The organism is Gemmatimonas sp. (genome assembly GCF_041689975.1).
Lineage (GTDB): Bacteria > Gemmatimonadota > Gemmatimonadetes > Gemmatimonadales > Gemmatimonadaceae > Gemmatimonas.
Genome location: NZ_JBDNFF010000338.1, coordinates 15,767 through 38,930 on the forward strand (window position 1 = coordinate 15,767; position 23,164 = coordinate 38,930).

Sequence of the window (23,164 nt, forward strand, 5' to 3'; positions counted from 1 at the left end):
CGTGTTGGCGCGGTCTCCGATCCCCTCAACACTCGAACACCATGCGCATCTGCGTAGTCGCCGAAACGGCGCCTCGTGAACGTCGTGTGGCGCTGGTCCCCGACAGCGCTGCGAAGTTGGTGAAGGCCGGACATGAGGTCGTGGTCCAGTCGGGCGCCGGTACGGCCGCCTACCACGACGACGCGAGTTACGTCGCGGCCGGCGCGACGATTGCCGGCGATGCCGGGTCGGCTCACGTTGGCGCACAGGTGGTGTGCCGCGTGCAACGCCCGAATGCCGATGAAGTGGCGTTGATCCCCGAAGGCGCGACGTTGATCGCGATGATGGCACCGGCTTCGGCTGGACCGATCGTCGCGGCATTGACGGCGCGAAAAGTGTCGGTGCTTGCGCTGGAGCTGGTTCCGCGCATCACGCGGGCGCAGAGCATGGACGTGCTCTCGTCGCAGGCGACGGTGGCGGGCTACAAGGCGGTGCTGATCGGCGCATCGATGCTGCCGCGCTTCCTCCCCATGCTCACAACGGCGGCCGGTTCGATCACGCCCGCCAAAGCGTTCGTGATCGGCGCCGGTGTGGCCGGTCTGCAGGCGCTGGCCACGGCGCGCCGACTTGGCGCAGTGACCAGCGGATTCGATGTGCGCGCGGCGGCTGCGGAACAGGTGAAATCACTGGGCGCGACGTTCGTGCAATCCGACGTGGTGAGCGCTGCCGCTGAGGGCACGGGTGGTTATGCCAAGGCACAGAGCATCGACGAGGCGGCGCAAACGCTGGCCACGATCGCGAGGCATATCAAGGATCAGGACCTGGTGATCTCCACCGCCGCAATTCCAGGGCGTGCGGCGCCGCGACTGATCACCGCCGAGATGGTGCACAGCATGCGCGCGGGATCGGTGATCATCGATCTCGCCGCGGAAACGGGCGGAAACTGTGAACTCACCCAGCTTGGCGAGACCGTAGAGGTGAACGGCGTCATGGTGGTGGGTGCGGCGAATCTGCCGGCGACCATGCCGACACACGCGAGTCAGATGTACAGCCGCAACGTGCTCACGCTGTTGCAGCACCTTACGAAGGATGGCGCGCTCGTGGTGGATCTGAACGACGAGATCACCGGCGCGATGACGCTTACCCACGAAGGACAGGTGCGCCCATGAACACGACCGGATTTATGCAGCTCTACATCTTTATTCTCGCGGGCTTCGTCGGATTTCTCATGATCTCGCGCGTACCGCCGCTGCTGCACACGCCCCTGATGGCCGCGACGAACGCGATCTCCGGTATTTCGCTGGTGGGCAGCATCGTACTGGCCGGCGGTCAGTACGGAAAACTGCCGACCATTCTGGGGGTGATCGCTGTTGCGTGTGCGATGACGAATGTGGTTGGTGGCTTCATCATCACCGATCGCATGCTCAACATGTTCAAGCGTGGCGACAAGAAGCAGCCTGTGACGAAGCCGGATGGGGGCGCGTGATGCAGGAAACGATCGTGCAGCTCACGTATCTGGCGGCATCGGTGCTGTTCATTCTCGGGCTGCGCAGTCTCACCAAGCCCGATGATGCACGTCGCGGCATGCAGCTGGCAGCACTCGGCATGCTGCTCGCCATCATCGGGACGATGCTGCATCAGGAGATCCTGACGTACACGTGGATCGTGACGGGTCTGATCATCGGCACCGTGGTGGGATATCCACTCGGCAAATTCGTGCCCATGACGGCGATGCCGCAGCGCATCGCGTTCTCACACATGTTCGGCGCACTGGCCGCCACGCTGGTCGGTGTCGGTGAGTTCTACCACATGTATCAGGGCGAGCACCCGACCAATCCGAGTGTGGCGGATACGCGCTTCAAGATGGCGGCGATCGGATTCGAGGTGATGTTCGGCGCCCTCACGGTATCGGGCAGTTTCATGGCGTTCGGCAAACTGCAGGAGTTCATCACCGGCCGCCCGATCACCTTCAAAGGGCAGAATCTGTTGAACGGCCTGCTGTTTGTGGCGGCGAGCGGGTGCTTCGGCTGGCTGATGTATGAGCCCAGTAATGTCGTGGCGTTCTACAGCATGGTCACCATTGCATTTGTGATCGGCTTCATGCTGGTGTTGCCGATCGGTGGCGCGGACATGCCGGTGGTGGTGTCGCTGCTGAATGCGTACGCGGGTCTCGCCGCCTCGGCGACCGGCTTCGCGATCGGGAACAACGTGCTGATCATCGCCGGCGCGCTCGACGGCGCGTCGGGGTTCATCCTCTCGATGATCATGTCGAAGGCGATGAATCGATCGTTCGCCAACGTGCTCTTCGGCGCCTTCGGTTCGGGTGGTGGGGTGGCCAGCAAAAAGACGGCGGACGGGATGGTGGCGAAGAGCATCAAGGCCGAGGACGCGGCGGTGCTGCTGGGCTATGCCGGCAAGGTGATCGTTGTCCCGGGCTACGGCATGGCGGTCGCGCAGGCTCAGCATCAGGTACGTGAACTGGCCGAGCTGATCGAGAAGAAGGGTGGCGAGGTAAAGTATGCGATTCATCCGGTGGCCGGTCGCATGCCTGGCCACATGAACGTGCTCCTGGCGGAGGCGAACGTGCCGTATGATCGCATGTACGACATGGAGGAGATCAATGATCAGTTCGCCGAGTGCGACGTGGCGATCGTGATCGGTGCCAACGACGTCGTGAATCCGGCCGCGAAGACGGATCCTGGCAGTCCGATTTACGGCATGCCGATCCTCCGCGTGAGCGAGGCGAAGTCGGTCATCGTGCTCAAGCGCTCGATGAACACGGGCTTCGCGGGGATCGAGAACGAGCTGTTCTTCGACGAGAAGACCAGCATGCTGTTCGGCGATGCGAAGGCGAGCCTCTCGAAGCTGGTGAGCGAGGTGAAACAGCTGTAGCTTTCGGATCTGTCAAGTTCGCGAAGGTGTCCACGTACGCGTTTCGGAGTCAACGTATGGCTGATGTACCCTGCTCGCGATGTGGCCAGACCCGCGAGGGTTTCGAACGTGCGCCGTTCCCCGGGGCTGTCGGCACCCGAATCCTGGGCGAGATTTGCAAGGATTGCTGGGCGCAGTGGCTGAAGCAGCAGACCATGCTGATCAATCACTATGGCTTGAACGTGATGGACCCCCAGGCGCGCACGTACCTGACGCGTAACATGGATGCCTTCCTCTTCAAGAAAGGTGATGCCGAAGACGTCGACACCACCAAGCAGGGCACGGTCAGCTGGTGAGTGCCTGAGGTCGTATACACGAAACGCCCCGCCCGGATGTGTCCGGAGCGGGGCGTTTTCACAGGAATACTGTGACGATCAGTTTACGCCGGCGATGTAGCGGGCGAGTCGGCCGCAGCTGGCGCACGTCAAGGTGACGTGAGAATTCTGGGCCGGTGGATGCGATACGGGATCACGTTCGATGTGACCCTCGCAGGACGGACAGCTGAGGGGAAGTCCAGTACGGTCGGCCGCAATCAAATGCAGCGCCTGCGCTGGGTTGTACGTGTTCGGTCGTGGCTTACGCATCCCGCCTCCTCGCGCAAAGTGCGCCGGCCATGTTCCAGCGGCCGACAAGGAAAAGGTAAAACACCCTTGCGAAAATCGGCACTACCGATACCTAAAAATCATTTCCGATAATAACCGTCTAGTTGTATAATGGCGGTTTTTCATTCGGAACGCATCGATCGGACCGATCCCTTGAGAAGCCTGTGGCTATTCCCAGGGTGCCGGCCGACGCCAGAGCTTGCGGCCCAGTCGCCATGACCGCTTGGCCGACACTTCGATGTCGGAGCCGGGTGGAAACAGCTCCGGGTCGGCCAGCTCGTCGACCATATCCGTGGCCTTGGCCGACGCCTCGTCGGCCCAATGAACGATCTCCGCTTCTACCGTCATCGGCTGCACCGGACTGCCGAACTCGAGCGCGCCGTGGTGCGAGAGGATGAAGTGCAACAGCTCGTCGCGCTGGGCGACCGACAGGGCCAAGGTCGAGTCGCGAAGCTTGCGGTCGAACATCAGCGCGCCCAGCGTGACATGGCCCAGTAGCATGCCCGTGGGCGTATGCGCAAAACCCTCGGGAGAGGTGGAGTAGGCCTCGACCTTGCCAATGTCATGCAGCATCGCGCCGGCCACCGCCAGGTCGGCGTTCGCCTTTCGCACCGTCGTGGCGATCGTCTTGGCGATCTTCGTGACCTCGAACACGTGCAGCAGCAGCCCGCCGAGCTGCGAATGGTGCCCGTTCACCGCGCCCGGGGTGCGCTCGAAGCGCACACGGAACTCGTCGTCGGCGAAAAAGAGGTCGACCGCCGCCTTCACCGTGGGCGAACTGATCTTGGCGCGTAAATCGTCGAAGGCGTCCCACACCCGTTCCGTCTCGACGTCGATTCGCGGGAGAAACTCCGTGGGGTCGAATTGCTCCGACGGCAACACCCGCAGCGGCGCCGTGACGGTGAGCTGGCGCTTGCCTGCACCCTTGTCGCCGAAGGTGCCAATGTCGCCGATCACCTGCACGACCTTGCCACGGTCGGCACCCAGGCACCAATCCAGCTTCTCGGACCAGATGGGCGCCGTGTCGATGCTTCCCGAGCCATTGGCTAGGGTGAGCACCACAAACGGCATCCCGGCCTTGGTCATCTTCTCGGCGCGATCGCGCACGAGGAACTCATGCTGTACCCGGTCGCCCACGGCGGCGGTACGAAGATCAAATCTCGACATGCCGAAAACTCGTGGACCGGTCTGACGTAGGGAAGGTGAGCTGGCACCCTTGCGCGTCACGTCCGGGAAAGAGAGGCTTGAAGGTATGGCAATCAGTATACGAGTTGATTCCACGATATCGGAATCGCCGCCCAACCCCGAATCGCACGAACCGCAGCTCGACGAGGCGTCCACGGCTGCCCTTCGGCTGTGGGTGATCATGTCGCGCGCGCATGCTGCGATTGCCGCCCACGCGTCGGCCGACGTGGGCCGTCACGGGCTCACGCTGGCCGAGTTCGGTATCCTGGAGGCGCTCTATCATCGGGGGCCGATGCTGCTGGGTGAGGTGCAGCGCCGTATCCTGGTATCCAGCGGCGGCATCACCTTCCTCGTGGACCGCCTTACCGCGAAGGGGCTGGTGGAGCGGCGCACGTGCGAGGCGGACCGCCGCGCCCGCTACGCGGCGCTGACGCCGGCTGGTACGGCGCTGGTCGCGAAGATCTTCCCGGAGCACGCCGCGCTACTGACACAGGTCATGGAAGGGCTCACGGTCAACAAGCAGGTCGCCGCCGCCGACCTGATGCGGGCGCTCGGACTCTTCGCCGCCGGCTAACGAGTAATGAGTCGAAGGCAGTTCAGCGGCACGATTGAAGAAGACGGTGGCGTGGTGGAGGCCGTGCACGTCGACCTCGACGTGGTCTCCTTGCACACGGGGAGCGATCAGCGCGATGGTCATCTCGAAAGCGCCGACTTCTTGGACATCGGAGCCAACGCGAAGGCGTCGTTTGCGCTCACGATCTCAGATCGCACCGGCGACGACTTCGTGGCGAGCTGCCCATAAGCTACGAACAGTGCCTGGTTTCGGCCACGCGTGGGCGACGACGGCCATCAGCAGCGGACCGTACGCGCGCTGAGTAAACGCATGCGTCCTGGCTGTCGCGTGGCGATCGGTGACGTCCCTGGCGACTCTCTGGCCGAAATCACGATAGGCTGCAGCGCTTGCAGTCAAACGGCGTCTGGATAGGCCGGCGGCTCGTCGGCGAAGTGCTTGTCCCGTGGCGGGTTGCGGAGTGCAGCGCGGAACTGCAACGTCTGGATAGGCTGCGAGGAACTGCCTGCAGAAGGACCGCTGTGCAGGAATCGCTTGCAGTTGAATGGGCGTTCGACGCGTTCATCAGGCGCTGTTTGCTCAGCGACTGGGCTCGTATACGGTAATCGCGGCCAAGGTTGGGATAAGCGACACGCTCACCTTCAGCTGCTGCCTGCAGTCCGACGGCAGCCGAAAAGCACTGGAGGCTCAACAAGCACTGGTTCGGGAACCTGGCGTGATCGGCACTCCGACCATCCTACTCGACCGCGCCGTCGACGTCGGCACGTTGCAGGGATTCGACAAATTGCTGGACGCGGCACTGCGAGACACCCCCTACGCAAGATCGACCTCACTCGCCATCGAAAGAAATCCATGATCTCCCGTTTGCGAGCGTTGCCACGATCCTGTTTGGCCTTACCTACGCCGGACCCGCAGACGCTCAGGGCGTGGAAGCAGTGGACCGCCCGGAGCTGGCGATTCCATCCGCCGCGCGTCAACAAAGTCTACTTCTTTGGCCCGGATGGTCGAAAAGTCGCGACCGTCGCTCTCCTGCTCGCCAGGTGGGTACACGGTCATTCCATCCACGCCCGAATTGCGCGCAGCACCAAAGGAAGGGGGAGAACGCAGACTGTACCACGGAAGCGTGCACCTCTTCAATGCGCGTGGCGAATCGGTCGGCACGTTGCGTAACGTGCAACTTGGCGAGCCTCGGACGTTAGGGCGCTTTACCTACTTCGCCTCCGCAGGGCAGGCCAGTGCCGTGGCAACCGACGACTCGGCGTTTGTTGAACTGTGGAACGGTGCAGGATCGGGGACCGGCGGCTTTCGCGCCGGTATGTCCAACCGTCGACCGACCGCAGAGCAGTATCGAGCGGCTGCCGAGCTGCAGTCGTCACAGTTGGCGGTCGAAGCACAACGCCGCGCAAGCGTGAAGTTCATGTTGAAACAGCCGATGATCGAGCAGCTCCCGTCGTACAGCGGGATTTTTCCGGCGGGCGGCCGCGGCTATCGGGTGGTCGACGGGTTTTCTGGCGATACGTCACTGCAACTCACGCGGTACTCGGCTACCGGTCGTCTCGAGGCGCGCACGGCGCTTCCCGATAACGCCCGTGTTGTCTCGGCCGGTCGTGATGGCGTGCTGGCGATTCTCGAGAACGTGCACGGTGAGCAAACGGTGACATGGTTTCACGTTGGCGTTCGCTGACACCGCGTGTTATAGAGCGTTCAATCAGAATCTACGTCGCGCGCTGCATACTGTCAGCATGGCCGTCGGCACCACACGGATCCCGTCGGGACGCCGCTACGCAGTGGGGCCCTGTTCACCGCAATCGCATCGAGCGGCTGGTCACCCAGTTTCGATTCGAGCAAATGCACATGCGCAAGTCTTGCTGGGTGATCACGCCGTCGAGCTTTATCTGATACGCGAGACAGCGTCGATCTCGCCTGACGGACCGGCGGTCAGATTCATGGTCGCCCTATGCGTCCGCTCGTACTGGTGCTCGACATAATTCGCCTGCGGAGCCTGTCAACGACGTCGAGACACCGGGTTGATGGCGACTGTTGCGTGACGGGTTCTGCGTGAGCTGGTGTGGGTGGGTTCAATGGGTCCATGCAGCATTGCGTGGGGGCACCTCGCCAATGGAGCATGAGGATGACACGACCAGGACGACCAGGACGACCAGGACGACCAGGACGACCAGGCCTGAGTGACGCGCAGAAGAACGAGCTATGGCGGCGGTTCACCGCCGGGGAGACGTTTGCCGCGATTGGTCGCGCGCTGGACAAGCATGCCGGTTCAATCTTCGGCGTGGTCGCGGGCCGGGGTGGCATTGCGCCACCACCGCGTCGACGGGCGGTCGGGGCGCTGACGCGTGAGGTACGCGAGACGATCTCCTGCGGCATCGCGGCCCACGACTCCGTTCGCACTATCGCGCAGGCGTTCAGGTGATGGAAGGGCTCACGGTGAACGAGCAGTCTACCGCTGCCGACTTCATGCGGGCGCTCGCACTCTTCGCCGCCGGCGGCACACACCCGGCGCACGACGCCGGTTGAAAACGCCTCAGGCGGCGTAAATCACGTCGCCGTCCCCGTCGATCCCCAGCTCCTGCTGTATCCCGCACACGCCGCACGTGAGCGACGCGTGCCACTCCTCGCCGAACTCCGTACGCAACGACGGCAGCGCGGCGCGGACGGTGATCTTGCGATACGTGTACTCGTTGCAGCCGATGCACGCGTGGCCGCGCGCGATGCGTTCAGCGCGCTCCTGCGAAATCACGTCGTGCCGCCGTCGGTCAACGACTTCGGCACGTCTGGATAGCCGAGTCCAGTCGACGCGGCGCTGCGCATCCCGGCCGAACGCGGTACGTCGCCCGAGCTGTCGTTGTTGCGGCTCGTGGCATTCAGCATCTCGCGCAGTCCACCGAGCGCGCCCAGGACACCGCTCGCCTCGGCCGGCAGGAATATCGTGGAGCCTTTGCCCTGCGTGAGCAGCGGTAGCGCTTCGAGATACTTGAGTCCCAGCAAGTACATCGCGGCCTGACCCTCCGGCAGCGCCGCAGAAATACGCACGATCGCTTCGGCCTCGGCGTTCGCGATGGCCAGACGCGCTTCGGCCATACCCTGCGCGCGAAGCACGCTCGCATCGCGCTCGCCTTCGGCTTTGCGCACCTGCGCTTCGCGCTGTCCTTCCGACTCCAGAATCGCCGCACGCTTTCCCGCTTCGGCATTCGTGACGGTGGCGCGACGCTCGCGTTCGGCGCGCATCTGCAACTCCATGCTCTGCTGAATGTCGCGCGGCGGTTCGATGCTCTGTAGCTCGACGCGCGTGACATCGACGCCCCATCCGATCGACGCTTCTTCGATCGTCGCACGCATCCGCGTGTTGATGATATCGCGGCTGCCAAGCGTCTGGTCCAGTTCCATCTCGCCGACGATGTTGCGCAGTGTGGTGCGCGTGAGCGTCTCGAGCGCGTACGGAAGATTCTGAATCGAATACGTGGCCTTCTGCGGATCGGCTACGCGATAGTACATCACGGCGTCGATGTCGATGGTCACGTTGTCCTTCGTAATTACCGGCTGGCTCGGAAAATTGAGCACCTGTTCACGCAGATCGATGCGCGTGGTGGCACCCTGGATCACCCGGCGCGCGCCAGCAACGTCATTCTCGATGAAGCGCACATCGATCGAACGCGGACGCTCGACGAACGGGATCAGCAGATTGAGTCCTGAACGCGCAATGCGATCGAAGCGACCGAGCCGCTCGACCACCATCACTTCGGCCTGTCCGATGATCTTGACTGACGCGATCAGAAGGACCGCGATCAGGACGACTACGATGATGAGGAGGACAGGCATGGGCGGTCAGTTCTTCCAGTCGGCGAGGAACAGGTTCGTTTCGCCCGGCTTCGCATCGTGTCGGTTCGATGCCCAGATCAGCGACTTGCCGTCGGGACTGAACATCGGGAAGCCATCGAAATCTTCGTGCGTGGTCAGACGCTCGAGACCTGTACCATCAACGTTAACGAGAAACAGATCGAAATTGCGACTGCGCGGATTCCGATGATTCGACGAGAAGATGATCCGCTTTCCGTCGGGCGTCCACGACGGGCCGAAGTTCGCACCGCCGAGCTTGGTGATCTGCCGCTGATCGGAGCCGTCGGCATTCATGACGAAGAGCTCCATGCGATTGGGACGGATCATGCGCTTGCCGAGTAGATCCTGGTACGCCTTGAGCTCGGCGGGATCGGTGTAGTGCCACGCGCGATACACGATTTTTTTGCCGTCGGGCGACCACCAGGGACCACCGTCGTACCCCGGGGTGGTGGTGAGCCGCTTCACGTTGGTCCCATCCACATTCATGGTGTAGATGTCGAGGTCACCGTCCTTGAGCGACGTGAACACGATCGACGTGCCATCGGGTGAGAGCACACCCTCGGCGGTATACACGCCGTAATTGGTGAGACGCTTCAGATCCTTGCCGTCGCGACCGACGGTGTAAATGTCGAAGGGATCGATGCCCCAGACGTAACCCTGCGACGGATCCGGCTTCACCGGGCACACGCTGTCTGCGGCGTGGGTGGACGCAAAGAAGAGGCGCTGGCTGCCCGGCAGGAACCATCCGCAGGTGGTCTTCCCGCCCACGGACACCTTGGTGAGACCCGAGCCGTCGCGGCGCATGACGTACTGCTGATCGCAGGTGCGGCCGTCGCGCGTGGACTGAAAGGTGATGTACTGGCCATCAGCGCTGAAATACGCTTCGGCATTCTCGCCGCCATTGGTGAGCTGGCGGATATTCGCAATGTGGGATTCGCCGCTGTCGGGAGCGATGACATCACCCATCGGCGCCGAGTTGGGGGTGGCGCTCTGGCGCGAAGACGATGTGCAGGCCGCCGCGAGGCTGGCGACCGCAACGAGGATCGGGAGGGGGGTAAAAATACGCATGGGCTGAACCGTAGAGAGGTTCAGCCCATGCGGCAATTCAGTAGAGATACGTACCGGTACTGTGGTCGGCGGTCAGTTGCCCCTGCGACGTGCCACACCAGCCTTGGTGATGGCCGGCGCGGTGCCGGCAGCGGTGAAGACGTCCTTCTGGATTGTGGCCTTCTTGAGCAGGTCGATCGCGGCACGAAGCTGGTTGTCGTCCTTGAGGGTGCGACGACGGACGAGCGTATCGCCGAAGGCGGTCTTGGCCACCCGGTCTTCGATCGCGCGGTCGATATCCGCTGCGCCGCCGTCCCAGATGGCCTTGTCGATCTTGACCGTGTCGGCGACCAGCTTCTCGTACAGTTCTTCACGCCACGCCGGGTTCACCGTGAAGTCGGGCTTCACCTTGCCCTTCTGGCCTTCGGCGATGACCGCGATGTGGTTGAAGTACTTCTGGAAGCTGGGCGCGATGGCGCGACGGAACGCCTGCTCGGCGCTGGAGAGGGTATCAGGCGCGACGATCACGTCGGGCGTGATGGCACCGCCGCCGTACAGCGTGCGGCCGCTCGCCGACTTGTAGGTCGGGCGTGCCTTCCGCACGGAGTCGGTCTCCATGGAGTCGGGGAGTACTTCGGCGAACTGTCCTTCGGCGTTGATCTTGCGCTCCTTCTGAATTGAGCGGCCTGAGGGCGTGTACCACTTGCCGGTCGTGATCTTGAGCGCGTAGCCGCCGTCGAGATTATAGACCGACTGCACGAGGCCTTTGCCGAACGACGTGGTGCCCAGCACCAGCGCGCGGTCGTAATCCTGCAGGGCGCCGGCCACGATCTCGGACGCCGAGGCGGAGCCGCCGTCGACCAGCACCACCAGCGGCACGTCAGGGGCGAGCGGATCGCGCTCGGCCACGAACTTCTGGAAGTCGCCACGGCCGCGCACCGACAGCAGTTCCTTGCCCTTGGGCAGAAACAGGTTCGACATCGAGAACGCCTCGTCGAGAATGCCGCCCGGATTGCCGCGCATGTCGATGACGATGCCCTTGGCTCCCTTTTTCGTGAGGTCCATGACCGATCGGGCGATGTCTTCGGTGGTTTGCTCGGAGAAGCGCGCGAGCGGCACGTAGCCGGTGCGGTCGTCGATCATCATAGCGTATGACACGGCCGGCACGTGAATCTCGGCGCGCTTGAAGCTCATCTTGATGGGCTGGCCAATGCCGATGCGGCCGAAGGTCACGGTGACCGGGGTACCGACGGGACCGAGCAGCTTGTTCTGGACCTGCTGCGTGTTGAAGCCACGCGCGTTGGTGGTGTCGATGATCATGATCTTGTCGCCTTCCTGCACCCCACCGCCCTCGGCGGGCGAGTTCGGGAACACCTTGTCCACGACCACAAAGTCGCCGCTCTTCACGATCTGCATGCCGATACCGGCATAGCGCCCGTTGGTATTGCGCGAGAACTCTTCGAGTTGCTTGGGGGTGAAGAGTTCGGTGTAGGGGTCGTTGAGTTCTTTCACCAGTCCGCGCGCCGCCTTTTCGTAGAGCAGCTGCGCGTCGAGCGTGTCCACGTACCGCAGGGCGACGAACGTCAGCACCTGGTCGAGGAGCTGAGCACCGCCACGCGTGGAACGCGCCTGCAGGGCAAAGCCTCCGGCGAGCACGGGGAGGAGGATCAGGCTGGCCAAGGCGGCCTTACGGGTGCGTGTCATGCGGTTGCTCTGATAAGGAGGGGCCGAGAAGAACTCTCTGAAATACGTACGCCTGCCGACAGCCGCTGTTCCAGTACGTGGCCGTCAGGTCTCTTCGCGGGGACGGGGGCCGAGGACGTAGTCCACGCTCCAGACCCGATCATACTGCCGAACGGCGATATCGCGCACCAAGCCGGCACTGAGCAGCATTTCGTGCGCTGGTTGTAAGACGCGCTGGAGGTGCGAAGGGTACCGTTGTGTAAGCGGGAGCTGCTCGGCCAGCCGTTCCAACGGCACGCGCCAGGAGAGTCGGCCATCGGACCGGGCGACTTCGAGCATGCGGTAGAGGCGCCGGGCCACGGGCGACGACAGGGCGTGGTACCGCGCCGCCGACAGGGTAATCGTATGGCGGGCCGCCAGATTGGCGCGGAGCGTGGCGGACAGGGTCACGCGGGCATCGCCCGGCTCACCAGCGGCGAGATTGCCGAACAGGTGCAGCTGCTCGCGATCGGCCACGCGTCGACGTTGCACGGACACCGTACTGAGTACGGTGAAGGTGATGTCCGCATGCGCCGACTGGGCCGACCAGTACGCCCCCACGGATTCAAGCGTGGTCCGTTCGAGACGCGACAGCGCGGCGCGCAGCTGCTCGTAGGTGCGGCCATCGGCGCGACGCCCCATGGAGCGCAGGAAGGCATGCAGTGTAAAGGTGATCGCGCCGTCCGCAGGCGAGCCGGCCTCGTTGTAACGATGCAACAGCTCGACATACACATCCTGATCGAACGTGCCGGGGAGACGATCACCGGGCGCCGGGATGACACGCCACCGGCCACCGTTCTCGGTCGAGAACGACACGGGTGTATCGTCGGCGGAATCGCTCAGGCGAAAGAGCGGGAGTTCCTCGAGGGAACGATCGAGGATCACCCCGCGCACGGCCGGGCGCTTGCGTGCAGCGAGTGTCATCGGAGGAGTAAGCTGTCCCCTCAACGGTACCGGCGCCAGTCTTCAGGCCAGTGTAAGGACCTGTCCGGAGACGTTTCGTGCCAGCGGACTGGCGAGGAAGGCGATGACGTCGGCGACGGACTCGCGATCGACGTACTCGATCTTGTCGCCCATATCGGCAAGATTGGCGGCGGTGCGGACGGCGGTCGGTGCCACGGCATTGGCCCGGACGCCATACGGCTTCTCCTCGGCGGCGACGGCCCGCATGAGTGTGAGCACGCCACTCTTGGCCGCGGCATAGGCGGCCATGCCCTTCGGCGCACCACCGGGCAGCGCGGCGACGGAGCCGAAGTACACGAAGCTCCCCTTCGCGGCACGCACGGCGGGCAGAAACGCGCGCGTGGCCGCGAAAGCGGTCTCGAGATTGATCATGAACTGCTTGCTCCAAGCCGCGGGGTCGGCATCGCTGATCGGGCCGGTGATGCCAAAGCCACCCGCCGCACAGATCACGGCGTGTACCTGTCCGCCAAACTGCGCTCTCGTATGCACAACGACATCATCGGCGGCGACTTTGGCGCCGTCGGCATCGGCCAGATCGGCGACGTGTGCGGTCGCGGCGAAGCCTTGTTCGGTAAGCCACGCCACGCGCGCCTCGACTTCTGCAGGCTGTACATCGAGCAAGGCGAGTGTAGCACCGCGCTGCGCAAAGGCGAGCGCGACGGCCTCACCAACCTGACCGGCCCGACCGACACCCGTGATCACGATGAGCTTGCCGCTGAAATCGAGTGCGTTGGTCATTGGATGTTCGTGGGGGCCGGGGAGGCAAGAGACGGCGGAGTAGACACGAAAAGCAAACAAAAAAATAAACGACAAAAGAAAAAAGCCAGAACACGGAGCACGCGGATTGCACGGAAACAACACTGATAAGATGAACAGCGCGGCGCTTCTTATCTTATCCCGTGCTGTTTCCGTCAATCGGTGTCATCCGTGTTCCAGCTGTTGCTGTTGCTGCTGCTGTTGCTGTTGCCGCCTACTTGGCCAGTAACTCGCGAATGGTATCAGCCGTTGCTTCGAGGCAGAGAGCGAGGCGATCTGGTGTGTGATCACCCATGTGGCCGATACGGAACGTGCTGCTTTTCAGCTTGCCATAACCGCTGCCGATCACGAAGCCGCGTTTGGCGACGCCCTTCACGATGTCGTCGCCGTTGAGCGTGGCGGGCAGCGCGACTGCCGTGACGGTGCCGCTGCGTGCGTGCTCGGGGGCGTACACGCAGAATGCCTGGCCGGTGTCTTCGCGCAGTTGTCGAACCCAACTGTGCGTCATGTTCGCCATTTCGGTGTGACGCGCCCAGCGCGCTTCGATCGTTTCGCGCGCAATGTACTCGCCCTGTACGGCCGTGGCGTACAACAACGAGATCGCCGGTGTGCTCGGCGTCTGGTTCTTGTGGACGAACTCCTCGAACTCGACCAAGTCGAAGTAAAGACCGCGCGCGGTGGCGTTCGCGGCCTGCTCGATGTAGCGCTTGGACGCGACGCCGAACGCGAGGCCGGGCGGAAGCGCGAGCGCCTTCTGCGATCCCGTAAGGACGAAGTCGAGATCCCAGGCATCGGTTTCGACCGGCATACCGGCGAGGCCGGTCACGGAATCGACGAGTACGGCAACGCCGTACTCGTGCGCGAGTGCCGCCAACTCCGGTAACGAGGTCAGTGTGCCGGTACTCGTTTCCGAATGCACGACGGTGATCGCGGCGAACTTCTGCTCGCGCAACGCGCGCTCGACGACATCGAGCGAGACGGCCTGATGCCAATCGCCACCGATGACGTGCGTTTCGCGGTCGCAGGCGCGCGCGATGTTGGCGAAGCGCTCGCTGAAGGCGCCGTTGACCATCGAGAGAATGGGACCCGGTGCCGCGCAACGGATCGCCGCTTCCATGAGACCGGTGGCAGACGAACTCGAGACATAGACCGGACGAGTGGTCCGGAAAATCGGACGCAGGCCATCCTGAATGCGAGCGAACAGTGCTTCGAAGACCGCGCCGCGGTGCGGCAGCATCGGCGCCAGCATCGCCTCGAGCACTTCGCGCCGTACCTCGGTGGGCCCGGGAAGGAAGAACGTACCGAAGTCGGACATGACGCCTTACCTCGACGAGGCGGGATGAAAGAGCAATGGATACAGGGCGGCGAAGCTGTCGGCTTCGGCGTCGGCCACGGCCACCACATTCTCGCGGCGCGCGACGCCGGTGTAGGCGATGAACTCCGTGACGACACCGCGCACGACCGCATCGGTGGAGCCGTCGCCGATCATGACCGTCGGCGTGGCCAACGCAAGGCGCTGCACGGTGAGCGGCTTGCCGCGCTGCGTGGAGAGCGGCTGATCGCCATCGAGCAGACTCATGGTACCGTCGGTGTCGCGCATGAGCGAGACGGCGTGCACACGATCGGTGGGCACACCCAACTGCAGCGCGATCGGCACGATGGCGATGCGGAGTCCGCCACTGAGCAGGTGTACCTGACAGCCAGCACGCTGCAGCAGCGTGATCAGCTCCTGCGCGCCGGGTTGCAACGACTCACGGTACGCTTCGGCCAGCGAGATCAGCTCGCCGGCGGTCGGGCGGATGCGCTCGAGGCGCCGCGTATACACCGCTTCGATCGGGAGCTCCCCCGCCATGGCCTGCGCCGTGAGCGCTTCGCTTTCGCGCGCGATATCGGGATCCCGTCGCGCAGCCAGCCAGTCGATGCCCTCGATCGCGCACACCGTGGAGTCGACGTCGAAGATGACCGACTTGAATCGCGGACGGCGCAGGTCGACCGGCGGAGAGATTGTCGTTGTGTTCACAACACGTTGCCTTGCGCCAGCAGACCGAGGGGATCGAACTCGCGCTTGATTGCTTGCATCACGCGCAGTTGTGCCGGGCTGGCCTGCATCGGCAGCCAGCGGCGTTTGAGTTTACCGATGCCATGTTCGGCGGCCACGGTGCCGCCCATCGCGATCACCTCGCGCAACGTGGCCTCGACCACACGCTCGATGCGATGCAACTCGTCGGCATCCTGCGCGATGAAGTTCTGATGCGGATGTCCGTTGCCGGCGTGTCCGTAGGCGATGCCTGACGTCACGCCGGCGTCGGCGGCGAAGCGCCGCGCGAGCTGTAGCGCTTCGGCGAGCCGCGGATAGGGAACGGCCCAGTCGGTGCTGACCTTGCGCCCGCCGAACGGTCGCCGAACGGCGCCGCGTTCGTTCATCGTGGCCGGTACTGCATGTCGCAGATGACGCGCGTCGCGCAGCGCCGTGGCCGAATCGTACACGCGGATGTCGGTGCTGAGCGCGGTGTGCGCGTCGGCCAGCTCGAGCCACGCCTCGAGCGGAAGTTCATCATCGGGTTGTGATTCGTCGGCGCCCGTTTCTTCGACATATACCATTGCCGTGGCGTTCGTCGCCCAACCCGTGCTGCCTTCCGACGCGCGCGCGATATCCATCGCGCCCTGATCGAAAAACTCGAGACAGCGCGGATGGACGGCGGTGGCGCGGCGCGCCGACACCACGAAGGCCAGCGCGTCGCGTTCGCGCTCGAACGGAATCATGAGACCGAGCACCTGCGGCGGAAGCGCATGCAGCGCGAGTTCGGCCTCGACGACCACACCGAGGGTACCTTCGCTGCCCACGAACCAATCGACCGGATCGTGAGCGATGGGATAGCCAACTGTGTTCTTTTCGAGCTGTGGACGACGCAGGTCGAGTCGTTCGCCACTGGCGAGCAGCACGGTGATCGCTCGCACGTGCGGCCGAGTGGCCCCGTAACGCAGTGAGCGCGCACCCGAGGCGTTGCACGCAATCGCACCGCCGATGGTGGACTCCTCTTCGCTGGTCGGGTCGGGGGTGAAGAGCAGACCGGCCGCTTCAGCGGCCCGGCGCACATCCGCCACGATCGCGCCTGGCCCCACACGGATACTGCGCGTGACGGTGTCCACGTCGCCGATCGACGCCAATCCGCGCAACGACAACAGGAGACCGTGATCGGTGATCGAGGCCCCTGTGGTGCTCGACTGCCATCCGGCCGGCGTCACCGCGGTCCGCGTCGACGTGGCCTCGCGCAGCAGCTCCGCAACTTCCTCGATGCCGGTGGGACGCGCCACGGCATCGGGGATCATTTCGAGTCCCGATGCGTCGCGCGCAAACCCCCGACGGATATCGATATCGACAGTCGTGCTGTCGCTGGCGGTAGTCATGGGTTGCTCGCCTACTCGGCGCCGAAGTGCGCGACGCTGGCGGTCAGGACATCCGGCAACTCGAGGAGCGCCTTGCGGGTCTCTTCGCTGACGGTGCCGTCCACGGAGATTGCCGCGAGTGCGTCGCCGCCCTGGGCCAGTCGCGCCTGGTGATACTCGGCGATGTTGACTTTGCGCTCGCCCAGCAGCGTACCGACGCGACCGATGACACCGGGCACGTCGTGATTGGTGAGGATAAGCAGCGTCTGTCGCGGATTCACGTCGACGTGGAACTGACCGATCCGCGTGAGGCGCGGCTTGCTGCCTTCGGGTGCGGCGCCGGCCACGGACAGCTGCTGCATGCCGCCGGCGAGCGCCACTTCGATGGCACGCGGATGTCCGAGTTCGCTGGACTCACCGACCGACAGCTCGAGGCCGCGTGCTTCGGCGAGGCTACGCGCGTTGATGAGATTGAGTCGGTCCGTTTCAATGATTCCTTCCAATACACCGGCCGCGGCCGCGGCGAGCAGCGGACCGGCGCCATGCGCGAGATCGGGACCGATACGCAGGGCCAACCGGCGCACGGCACGCATGCCTTGATCGGCAAGTACGGCGCGGGCCACGGCGGCGGCGCGACGCGCCACGAGCATCGCAGGCTGCAGGTCTCCCCATTCGCCCGACCCGCCCGCCACGTTGATCGACTTGGACAGATCGTTGCGCAGCAGCGCGTCGCGCACGGCGAGACAGACATCGCGCGATACGTTGCGCTGCGCTTCGACCGTGTTGGCGCCGAGGTGCGGGGTGAGCAGCAAGTTCGGCGCGGTGCGCAACGGTGAATCGACGGCGAGCGGCTCGGCGACGAACACGTCGAGCACGGCGCCGCGCAGCTGATCGGCTTCGAGGGCGGCCAGCAGCGCCGTCTCATCGATGATACCGCCGCGCGCCATGTTGACCACGATCGAGCGGGCAGGCAGACGGCCCAGTTCCCGCTTGCCGATCATGCCACGCGTCTCGTCGTTGAGCGGCACGTGCATGGTGAGGATGTTGCTCTCGGCGATCAGCGCCTCGAGGGACGGCGCACGACGCACGCGTAGCGCCGTGAAGCGTTCGTCAGCGATGTACGGATCGAATGCCAGCACGGTCATGCCGAAGGCATGCGCACGCGTAGCGACTTCGCTGCCGATGCGACCGAGTCCGACGATGCCCAGGGTCTTGCCTTTGAGTTCGCGGCCCATGAGCTTCGAGCGATCCCACGTGCCGTTCTGCATGGAGAGCGTCGCCGCCGGCAGCTGGCGCAGCAGGCCGATGACGGTGCCGAAGAACAGCTCCGCGACAGCAACGGTATTGCCAGCGGGCGCATTGATGATCGCGACGCCGAGTTCGGTGGCGACATCGAGTGCGATGTTGTCCACGCCGACGCCAGCTCGCCCCACGACCCGCAACTTCCTCGCAGCGCGCAGCAGCTCGGCCGAGATCTTCGTGGCACTGCGTCCGACGATGGCGTCGTAGTCGCCGATGCGCTGCAGCAGTTCATCCTTCGGCAGCGTGGGTACCTCGTCCACGAGTAGCTCGGGCTCGGCCGCGAGCAGGGCGAGTCCTTCCGGATCGACATCGTCGGTGACAAGAACGCGATATGCCATGAGTACACACCAAAGGAGACAGCGCGTCGTGAGATGCCCGGACAGGCATCACACGACGCGGAGAAGACGACGGGGAATTGGTTGCAATCTTGCCGGATCAACAACGAGCGCCGTGCATCAGGTCCCGAAGTCGTTCCGGCCGAGCGTCTGGCGAAGCATGTCGCGGAGGGCCACGAGCAAGTCGTCGCGAGCGGCCGGGGAGTCATCCCGCACGTGCAACTCGACGCCGTCGGCGATCGGCACGTGTCGCCAGCTGGCCACGCCATTCTGCTTCGGCGCCGTGGAATCCATCTGCAACGTGAGCGCCGGCGCGAGTGACGCGGCGACGCGCCGTTCGAGTGCATCGCCGGTGACTTCCCGCATTTCCTTCTTGATCGCGTCGAGCGTTTGTCCTTCGCGCTGACGGATCTTGATGGCGAGCAGCTGCAGCAGGTGCCGATAGCCGTACGTGGCGGCTGTGCCCGCACCTTCCGGTCGATCGAGCAGCCCATTGGCGACGTAGAAGCGCACGGCGCGCGCGCTGGGTGTGGCCCGCGCCGACGCGTTCGTGGGCTTCATTCCGGCAGAATCCACCAGAGCGGCGGCATGCGCCGCGAGCCCGCGGGCATTCCACGGGGCATTTCGCGCGTGAGCGCGTAGAAGTGGAACGGGAGACTCGGCCATGGGGAGGGCAATATACGCCGGATCGTGGCGGTGTGCTGCCATCACTTCGCCGGCGACAGATGCCGAACTCCGCACGGGTGCTTCAACGTCGATCACGCGACTGCGCCGACTCGCCAAGCCGCCCGTGTGACACTCCCCAGTATCACCCACCACCCACCGGAACGACTTGACGATTGTGCCGGCGCAGTCGCGTGACCGCACCTACCCTACCGAATCGGATACGCGTGAATTGTTTACTCGCGGATTGCCGGCGCAAAGGCAGAACGCACTCCAGCGGTTGCGGCGTGCTGTGCGATGATTGCAAGGTCGACCGGCTTCTCGAGAAAATGCAGCGCCCCAAGGCGGAACGAGGCCTGGCGATTGGAGTCGTCTGGATACGCCGTCAGCACCAGGACCATGGCATCCGGCGAGAGCATGCCGGCGAGTGCCATCACCTGCAGTCCGCCGTCGCGCTTGCCGCCCAGCCGGAGGTCGGTCACGACTAGGTCAAAACGCTGCGTGCGCAGTCGTTCGAGCGCCTCGGGGAGCAGCTCGGCTGAACTCACGGCATTTCCATCCACTTCGAACAGCTCGACGAGGATGTCACGGATGGACTGTTCATCTTCGACGATGAATACGGACTTCGGAGCGTCAGGCAACTTGATCATGACGACTATGTCGGCGAGAAGCGGGCCGGGATCATGGGGTGTTTCTCAACACTTTGTTCAACAATCGTTTAGCTGAATGGAATATCACAAAATTGTTCGTGTGCGCTGTCTGAAATCCAGTCGGCGAGGATACCGTCGCCCTGATTCCGGTCAGTGAAATTCGGCCGGGGCGATTTCAGTGGTGTTCCCGCTACGAGAAATCGACGGGGTGGCTCTTGAGCTTCACAAGCAGCGTGGAGCGGGCGATCCCGAGGATGCGGGCGGCGTGGGTGCGGTTCCCTCCGCTTGCCGCGAGTGCCTCGCGGATCACCTCACGCTCGGCTTGCTCCAAAGTGCGTGGCCCCAAAGTAGGCTCGCGCGGCGGAACGGATGGGTCCGCCCTCTCGGCGAGCCCAAGATGGGTGGGCTCAATGGGCCGGCCTTCGGCGAGGATGGCGGCCCGCCAGATGGTGTTTTTCAGCTCGCGGATATTGCCCGGCCATCGATAACTGGACAGCGCATCTTCCGCTTCGTTCGTGAGCGAACTGCCCTTGGGTAACATGGCCATCGCCATGGTCAGAATTTCGTCCTGCCGGTCGCGCAGCGCCGGCAGCGTGATCGTGAGGACCTGCAGTCGGTAGTACAGGTCGGCTCGAAAGCGCTGCTCGGCGACGGCGTCGGCCAACGACTGATGCGTGGCCACGACCACCCGGGCCGACGATCGTAGCATTGTCGTGCCACCCAAGCGCCGGAACGTCCGCTCCTCCAGCACCTTCAGTAATCGTGGTTGGACCTCGGGGTGCAGCTCGGCGATTTCGTCGAGAAACACCGTGCCTTCACCAGCTACCTCAAGGAGGCCGCGCTTGGCCTGGCGGGCGTCGGTAAATGCTCCCCGTTCGTGTCCGAACAATTCGCTTTCGAAAAAGGTTGCGGAAAGCGATGCGCAGTTGATCTCGACGAATGGTGATTGGTTTCTCACCGAACGATCGTGAATCTGACGCGCGATGTATCCTTTGCCAGTGCCGGTTTCGCCCTGCAACAGGATCGGCGCGTCGGGGTTCCGGGCGGCCAGATCGATCAGATCGGAGACCGTCGGTGCCATCGCCGGTAGTGTCGTATCAATCCGTCCGTGAGCACGCAGCACGGCGACTTCCTGTCGGAGGCGCCCCCGTTCCGCGGCTCGCAAGACGGAAGCGGCCAGAAGCTCGAGATCGACCGGCTTTTCGAGAAGGTCGGCGGCCCCGTGCTGCATTGCGGCGACGGCGGTCCGCACGTCGGCGTAGCCGGTAAGCACGATGACGGCGAGGTCGGGATCGTCCGCCCGCAGCGCTTCGAGTGCCCGCAGGCCGTCGGCATCGGGCAGGCGCAAATCCAGCAGCACGACGTCGGGCGCGTGTTCCGCTGCCATGCGTCGACCGTCGGTGGCGGTCGACGCGCCACGCGCGGTGAAACCAAAGGTCTCAAAGAATTCGACCAGCGTCGAACGCACCGTGTCGTCGTCGTCGATGACGAGCAGGGATAACGTCACGTGGAAGCCGTGGGGGGCAGCGTGAGCGTCAGCGTCGTGCCCGCCTCGGGCAAGCTGTCGATGCCGATCGTGCCACCGTGTTCGTCCATGATGCGCTGACAGAGTGCCAGGCCGATGCCGGTGCCGCCCCTTTTCGTCGAGTAGAAGAACTCGAATACGTGCGGCAGGACGTCGGGCGGGATGGCGGGCCCGCCATTCGACAACCGGCAGCGCCAGCCACCCGCGGGCGAGACCTGCGAGACGAGCGTGAGTTCCGAGCCTTCGGGGGCGGCGTCGCAGGCGTTTTCGAGGATGTTGCGACAGACCTGCCCGAGCTGCTCCAGGTCGATCAGGCTGCGCACCGGATGCTCCGGGCGCAGGCGGCGGATCGTGAGTTGCCGCGCCTCGAGGCGGGCACGTTCACCGTCGAGAATGTCATCCCAAACGGCTTCCGGATCGGCGGGCACCAGGTGCACGGCGTTGGGACGGCCGAAATCGAGCAGCGAGGTGACCATGCGGTTGAGTCGCTCGACTTCGCGCAGGATGCGACCGACGTTCTTCGCGACGACCGGGTCTTCCTTCGATCGGAGCTGCAGCAACTGCGCGGCGGATGAGATGCCGAAGAGCGGATTACGCAGCTCATGGGCGACACCGGCGGCGACTTCCCCGATCGCTTCGAGTCGTCGTTTCGACTCCACGCGCCGCACGAGCCAGGCGCGCTCGATGGCGACGGCCGTCTGTGCCGCGATCACGGCAAGCACGCGTTCCGCTTCCTCGAGTGCCTGCTCGGACTCGATCGGTTCAGCGTACAGGGTGATGGCCCCCAGCACGCCTTCGGCCGTGATCAGCGGGGCGGTGATCTCGAGGCCGACGTTGGTGGACTGGCGGGTCACGTTGCCAGTGGCCAGCGCATCGAGCCACGTGCGCAGCAGGCGGACTTCCAGCTGCGTGCTGGTGTGCGTATCGTAGCCCTGCCGGTGGGTGATGCGGAACTCGGCGGTGTCGTCGTCGGCCAAGGCGATGACGAAGCCGGTGGAGGGCACGGCACGGAGCAGCTGGTGCGCGACCTCCTCGTAGACGCGATCGAGAGAAATCGCTTCGGCGAGGGCGATGCCGGTGTTGATCAGCGCTTCACGCGAGCGGTGGCTGGGCGTGATGTCCACCGTCGAAAAGACGAAGCCGGAGACCTCCGTTCCGTCGTCGATGGCGGTGACCTGCATGAGGAACACGCGTTCCTCGTTGGGAGAGCTGCAGGGAAATTCCCAACGAACGACCGGGACGCGCCGCTCGCGCAGTAGCGTCATGGCGCGCTCGATCTGCTCGCGCGACTGATCTTCGGAGACACTGTCGAACACGGAGCGCCCGAGCACCGCCGCTTCAGTGGCGATACCGGGCGCTCCGTTATCCGTCGCGAATTTGGACCACGCGCTGTTCGCTGCCGTGATGCGTCCGTCGAGATCGACGGACCAGACGGTGAGCGGCAGCGCGTCGAGCAGCCGCCGAGCGAACGGCGACTGCTCGTCACGGGGCATCACCGGCGCTTCGCGGCCTTCTTCACGGGCTTGGAAGCTTTCCTGGCGGCTTTCGCAGGCGCCTTCTTGGTTGCGTTCTTCGGCGCCGCCTTGACTGGCGCTTTCTTCACGGACTTTGCGGGCGCCTGCTTCGCCGGTGCCTTCTTGGCGGCCTTGGCCGGTGCCTTCCTGGCTGGGACCTTCTGAGCCGGTGCCTTCTTG

The 23,164-nt window shown here is 64.3% G+C and carries 23 protein-coding genes and 1 pseudogene; 8 read left to right on the plus strand and 16 right to left on the minus strand.

Annotation, left to right across the window (positions count from 1 at the left end; genetic code table 11):
• Positions 1–41 precede the first annotated feature (41 nt).
• From ACESNG_RS19980 to ACESNG_RS19995, 4 genes are read left to right on the plus strand one after another with little or no spacing between them, the layout of a single operon-like run.
• Positions 42–1,148 carry a Re/Si-specific NAD(P)(+) transhydrogenase subunit alpha gene (locus ACESNG_RS19980; protein ID WP_373065368.1) on the plus strand — a complete coding sequence of 369 codons (1,107 nt, stop codon included), beginning with the start codon at positions 42–44 and terminating at the stop codon, positions 1,146–1,148.
• On the plus strand, positions 1,145–1,465 hold the full coding sequence (locus tag ACESNG_RS19985) for an NAD(P) transhydrogenase subunit alpha (protein ID WP_373065370.1): 321 nt from the start codon (positions 1,145–1,147) through the stop codon (positions 1,463–1,465). Before ACESNG_RS19980 ends, ACESNG_RS19985 begins: the two co-directional genes overlap by 4 nt.
• Positions 1,465–2,871, plus strand: a complete 1,407-nt coding sequence (locus tag ACESNG_RS19990) for an NAD(P)(+) transhydrogenase (Re/Si-specific) subunit beta (protein ID WP_373065384.1) — start codon at positions 1,465–1,467, stop codon at positions 2,869–2,871. Before ACESNG_RS19985 ends, ACESNG_RS19990 begins: the two co-directional genes overlap by 1 nt.
• Positions 2,872–2,927: 56 nt before the next feature.
• The gene (locus ACESNG_RS19995) at positions 2,928–3,206 is read left to right on the plus strand and encodes an oxidative damage protection protein (protein WP_373065372.1); all 279 of its coding nucleotides are present in this window, start codon (positions 2,928–2,930) and stop codon (positions 3,204–3,206) included.
• Between the two features lie 474 nt (positions 3,207–3,680).
• On the opposite strand, the gene ACESNG_RS20000 is transcribed toward ACESNG_RS19995, so the two are convergent.
• Complete coding sequence (locus tag ACESNG_RS20000) at positions 3,681–4,679, minus strand: 3'-5' exoribonuclease YhaM family protein (RefSeq protein ID WP_373065374.1); 999 nt, start codon at positions 4,677–4,679, stop codon at positions 3,681–3,683.
• A gap of 85 nt (positions 4,680–4,764) precedes the next feature.
• On the opposite strand from ACESNG_RS20000, the gene ACESNG_RS20005 reads away from it, so the two are divergent.
• The 4 genes from ACESNG_RS20005 (at position 4,765) to ACESNG_RS20020 (ending at position 6,952) form a co-directional block, all read left to right on the plus strand.
• Positions 4,765–5,271: a MarR family winged helix-turn-helix transcriptional regulator gene (locus tag ACESNG_RS20005; protein ID WP_373065376.1), complete on the plus strand. Its 507-nt coding sequence runs from the start codon at positions 4,765–4,767 to the stop codon at positions 5,269–5,271.
• A 6-nt stretch (positions 5,272–5,277) separates the two neighbouring features.
• A complete protein-coding gene (locus ACESNG_RS20010) occupies positions 5,278–5,499 on the plus strand; it encodes a YceI family protein (protein ID WP_373070544.1) in 222 nt (73 codons plus the stop codon).
• A 313-nt stretch (positions 5,500–5,812) separates the two neighbouring features.
• On the plus strand, positions 5,813–6,124 hold the full coding sequence (locus ACESNG_RS20015) for a DsbA family protein (RefSeq protein ID WP_373065380.1): 312 nt from the start codon (positions 5,813–5,815) through the stop codon (positions 6,122–6,124).
• Between the two features lie 267 nt (positions 6,125–6,391).
• Positions 6,392–6,952: a hypothetical protein gene (locus tag ACESNG_RS20020; RefSeq protein WP_373065382.1), complete on the plus strand. Its 561-nt coding sequence runs from the start codon at positions 6,392–6,394 to the stop codon at positions 6,950–6,952.
• An 855-nt stretch (positions 6,953–7,807) separates the two neighbouring features.
• Here the strand turns inward: ACESNG_RS20020 and ACESNG_RS20025 are convergent.
• The 15 genes and pseudogenes from ACESNG_RS20025 to ACESNG_RS20095 form a co-directional block, all read right to left on the minus strand.
• Positions 7,808–8,023 carry a hypothetical protein gene (locus tag ACESNG_RS20025; RefSeq protein WP_373057871.1) on the minus strand — a complete coding sequence of 72 codons (216 nt, stop codon included), beginning with the start codon at positions 8,021–8,023 and terminating at the stop codon, positions 7,808–7,810.
• Positions 8,020–9,102, minus strand: a complete 1,083-nt coding sequence (locus ACESNG_RS20030) for an SPFH domain-containing protein (protein WP_373057873.1) — start codon at positions 9,100–9,102, stop codon at positions 8,020–8,022. Before ACESNG_RS20030 ends, ACESNG_RS20025 begins: the two co-directional genes overlap by 4 nt.
• 6 nt (positions 9,103–9,108) lie before the next feature.
• Entirely contained in the window at positions 9,109–10,188 is a 1,080-nt protein-coding gene (locus ACESNG_RS20035; protein WP_373057875.1) for a hypothetical protein, read from the minus strand.
• Between the two features lie 72 nt (positions 10,189–10,260).
• Positions 10,261–11,871: a S41 family peptidase gene (locus ACESNG_RS20040; RefSeq protein ID WP_373057877.1), complete on the minus strand. Its 1,611-nt coding sequence runs from the start codon at positions 11,869–11,871 to the stop codon at positions 10,261–10,263.
• Positions 11,872–11,955: 84 nt separating this feature from the next.
• Positions 11,956–12,813 carry a replication initiator protein A gene (locus tag ACESNG_RS20045; RefSeq protein ID WP_373057879.1) on the minus strand — a complete coding sequence of 286 codons (858 nt, stop codon included), beginning with the start codon at positions 12,811–12,813 and terminating at the stop codon, positions 11,956–11,958.
• Between the two features lie 42 nt (positions 12,814–12,855).
• A complete protein-coding gene (locus ACESNG_RS20050; RefSeq protein ID WP_373070546.1) occupies positions 12,856–13,590 on the minus strand; it encodes an SDR family NAD(P)-dependent oxidoreductase in 735 nt (244 codons plus the stop codon).
• A gap of 232 nt (positions 13,591–13,822) precedes the next feature.
• Positions 13,823–14,923 carry an alanine--glyoxylate aminotransferase family protein gene (locus ACESNG_RS20055; RefSeq protein ID WP_373070548.1) on the minus strand — a complete coding sequence of 367 codons (1,101 nt, stop codon included), beginning with the start codon at positions 14,921–14,923 and terminating at the stop codon, positions 13,823–13,825.
• A gap of 6 nt (positions 14,924–14,929) precedes the next feature.
• Positions 14,930–15,628 (minus strand): HAD-IB family phosphatase, encoded by a 699-nt coding sequence (locus tag ACESNG_RS20060; protein ID WP_373062914.1) that lies wholly within the window; start codon positions 15,626–15,628, stop codon positions 14,930–14,932.
• Positions 15,625–17,016: an FAD-binding oxidoreductase gene (locus ACESNG_RS20065; RefSeq protein WP_373062916.1), complete on the minus strand. Its 1,392-nt coding sequence runs from the start codon at positions 17,014–17,016 to the stop codon at positions 15,625–15,627. The genes ACESNG_RS20060 and ACESNG_RS20065 overlap by 4 nt, the downstream gene beginning before the upstream one ends.
• An 11-nt stretch (positions 17,017–17,027) precedes the next feature.
• A complete protein-coding gene (gene serA, locus ACESNG_RS20070) occupies positions 17,028–18,635 on the minus strand; it encodes a phosphoglycerate dehydrogenase (protein ID WP_373062918.1) in 1,608 nt (535 codons plus the stop codon).
• Between the two features lie 117 nt (positions 18,636–18,752).
• Positions 18,753–19,193, minus strand: a complete 441-nt coding sequence (locus tag ACESNG_RS20075; RefSeq protein ID WP_373070550.1) for a MerR family transcriptional regulator — start codon at positions 19,191–19,193, stop codon at positions 18,753–18,755.
• Positions 19,194–19,531: 338 nt separating this feature from the next.
• The gene (locus tag ACESNG_RS20080) at positions 19,532–19,945 is read right to left on the minus strand and encodes a response regulator (RefSeq protein WP_373062922.1); all 414 of its coding nucleotides are present in this window, start codon (positions 19,943–19,945) and stop codon (positions 19,532–19,534) included.
• Positions 19,946–20,135: 190 nt separating this feature from the next.
• Positions 20,136–21,452 (minus strand): sigma-54-dependent transcriptional regulator, encoded by a 1,317-nt coding sequence (locus ACESNG_RS20085; protein ID WP_373070552.1) that lies wholly within the window; start codon positions 21,450–21,452, stop codon positions 20,136–20,138.
• A complete protein-coding gene (locus tag ACESNG_RS20090; protein WP_373070554.1) occupies positions 21,449–22,963 on the minus strand; it encodes an ATP-binding protein in 1,515 nt (504 codons plus the stop codon). Before ACESNG_RS20090 ends, ACESNG_RS20085 begins: the two co-directional genes overlap by 4 nt.
• Positions 22,963–23,164, minus strand: a pseudogene (locus tag ACESNG_RS20095) (hypothetical protein); the annotation flags it as partial. The pseudogene ACESNG_RS20095 and the gene ACESNG_RS20090, both read right to left, overlap by 1 nt.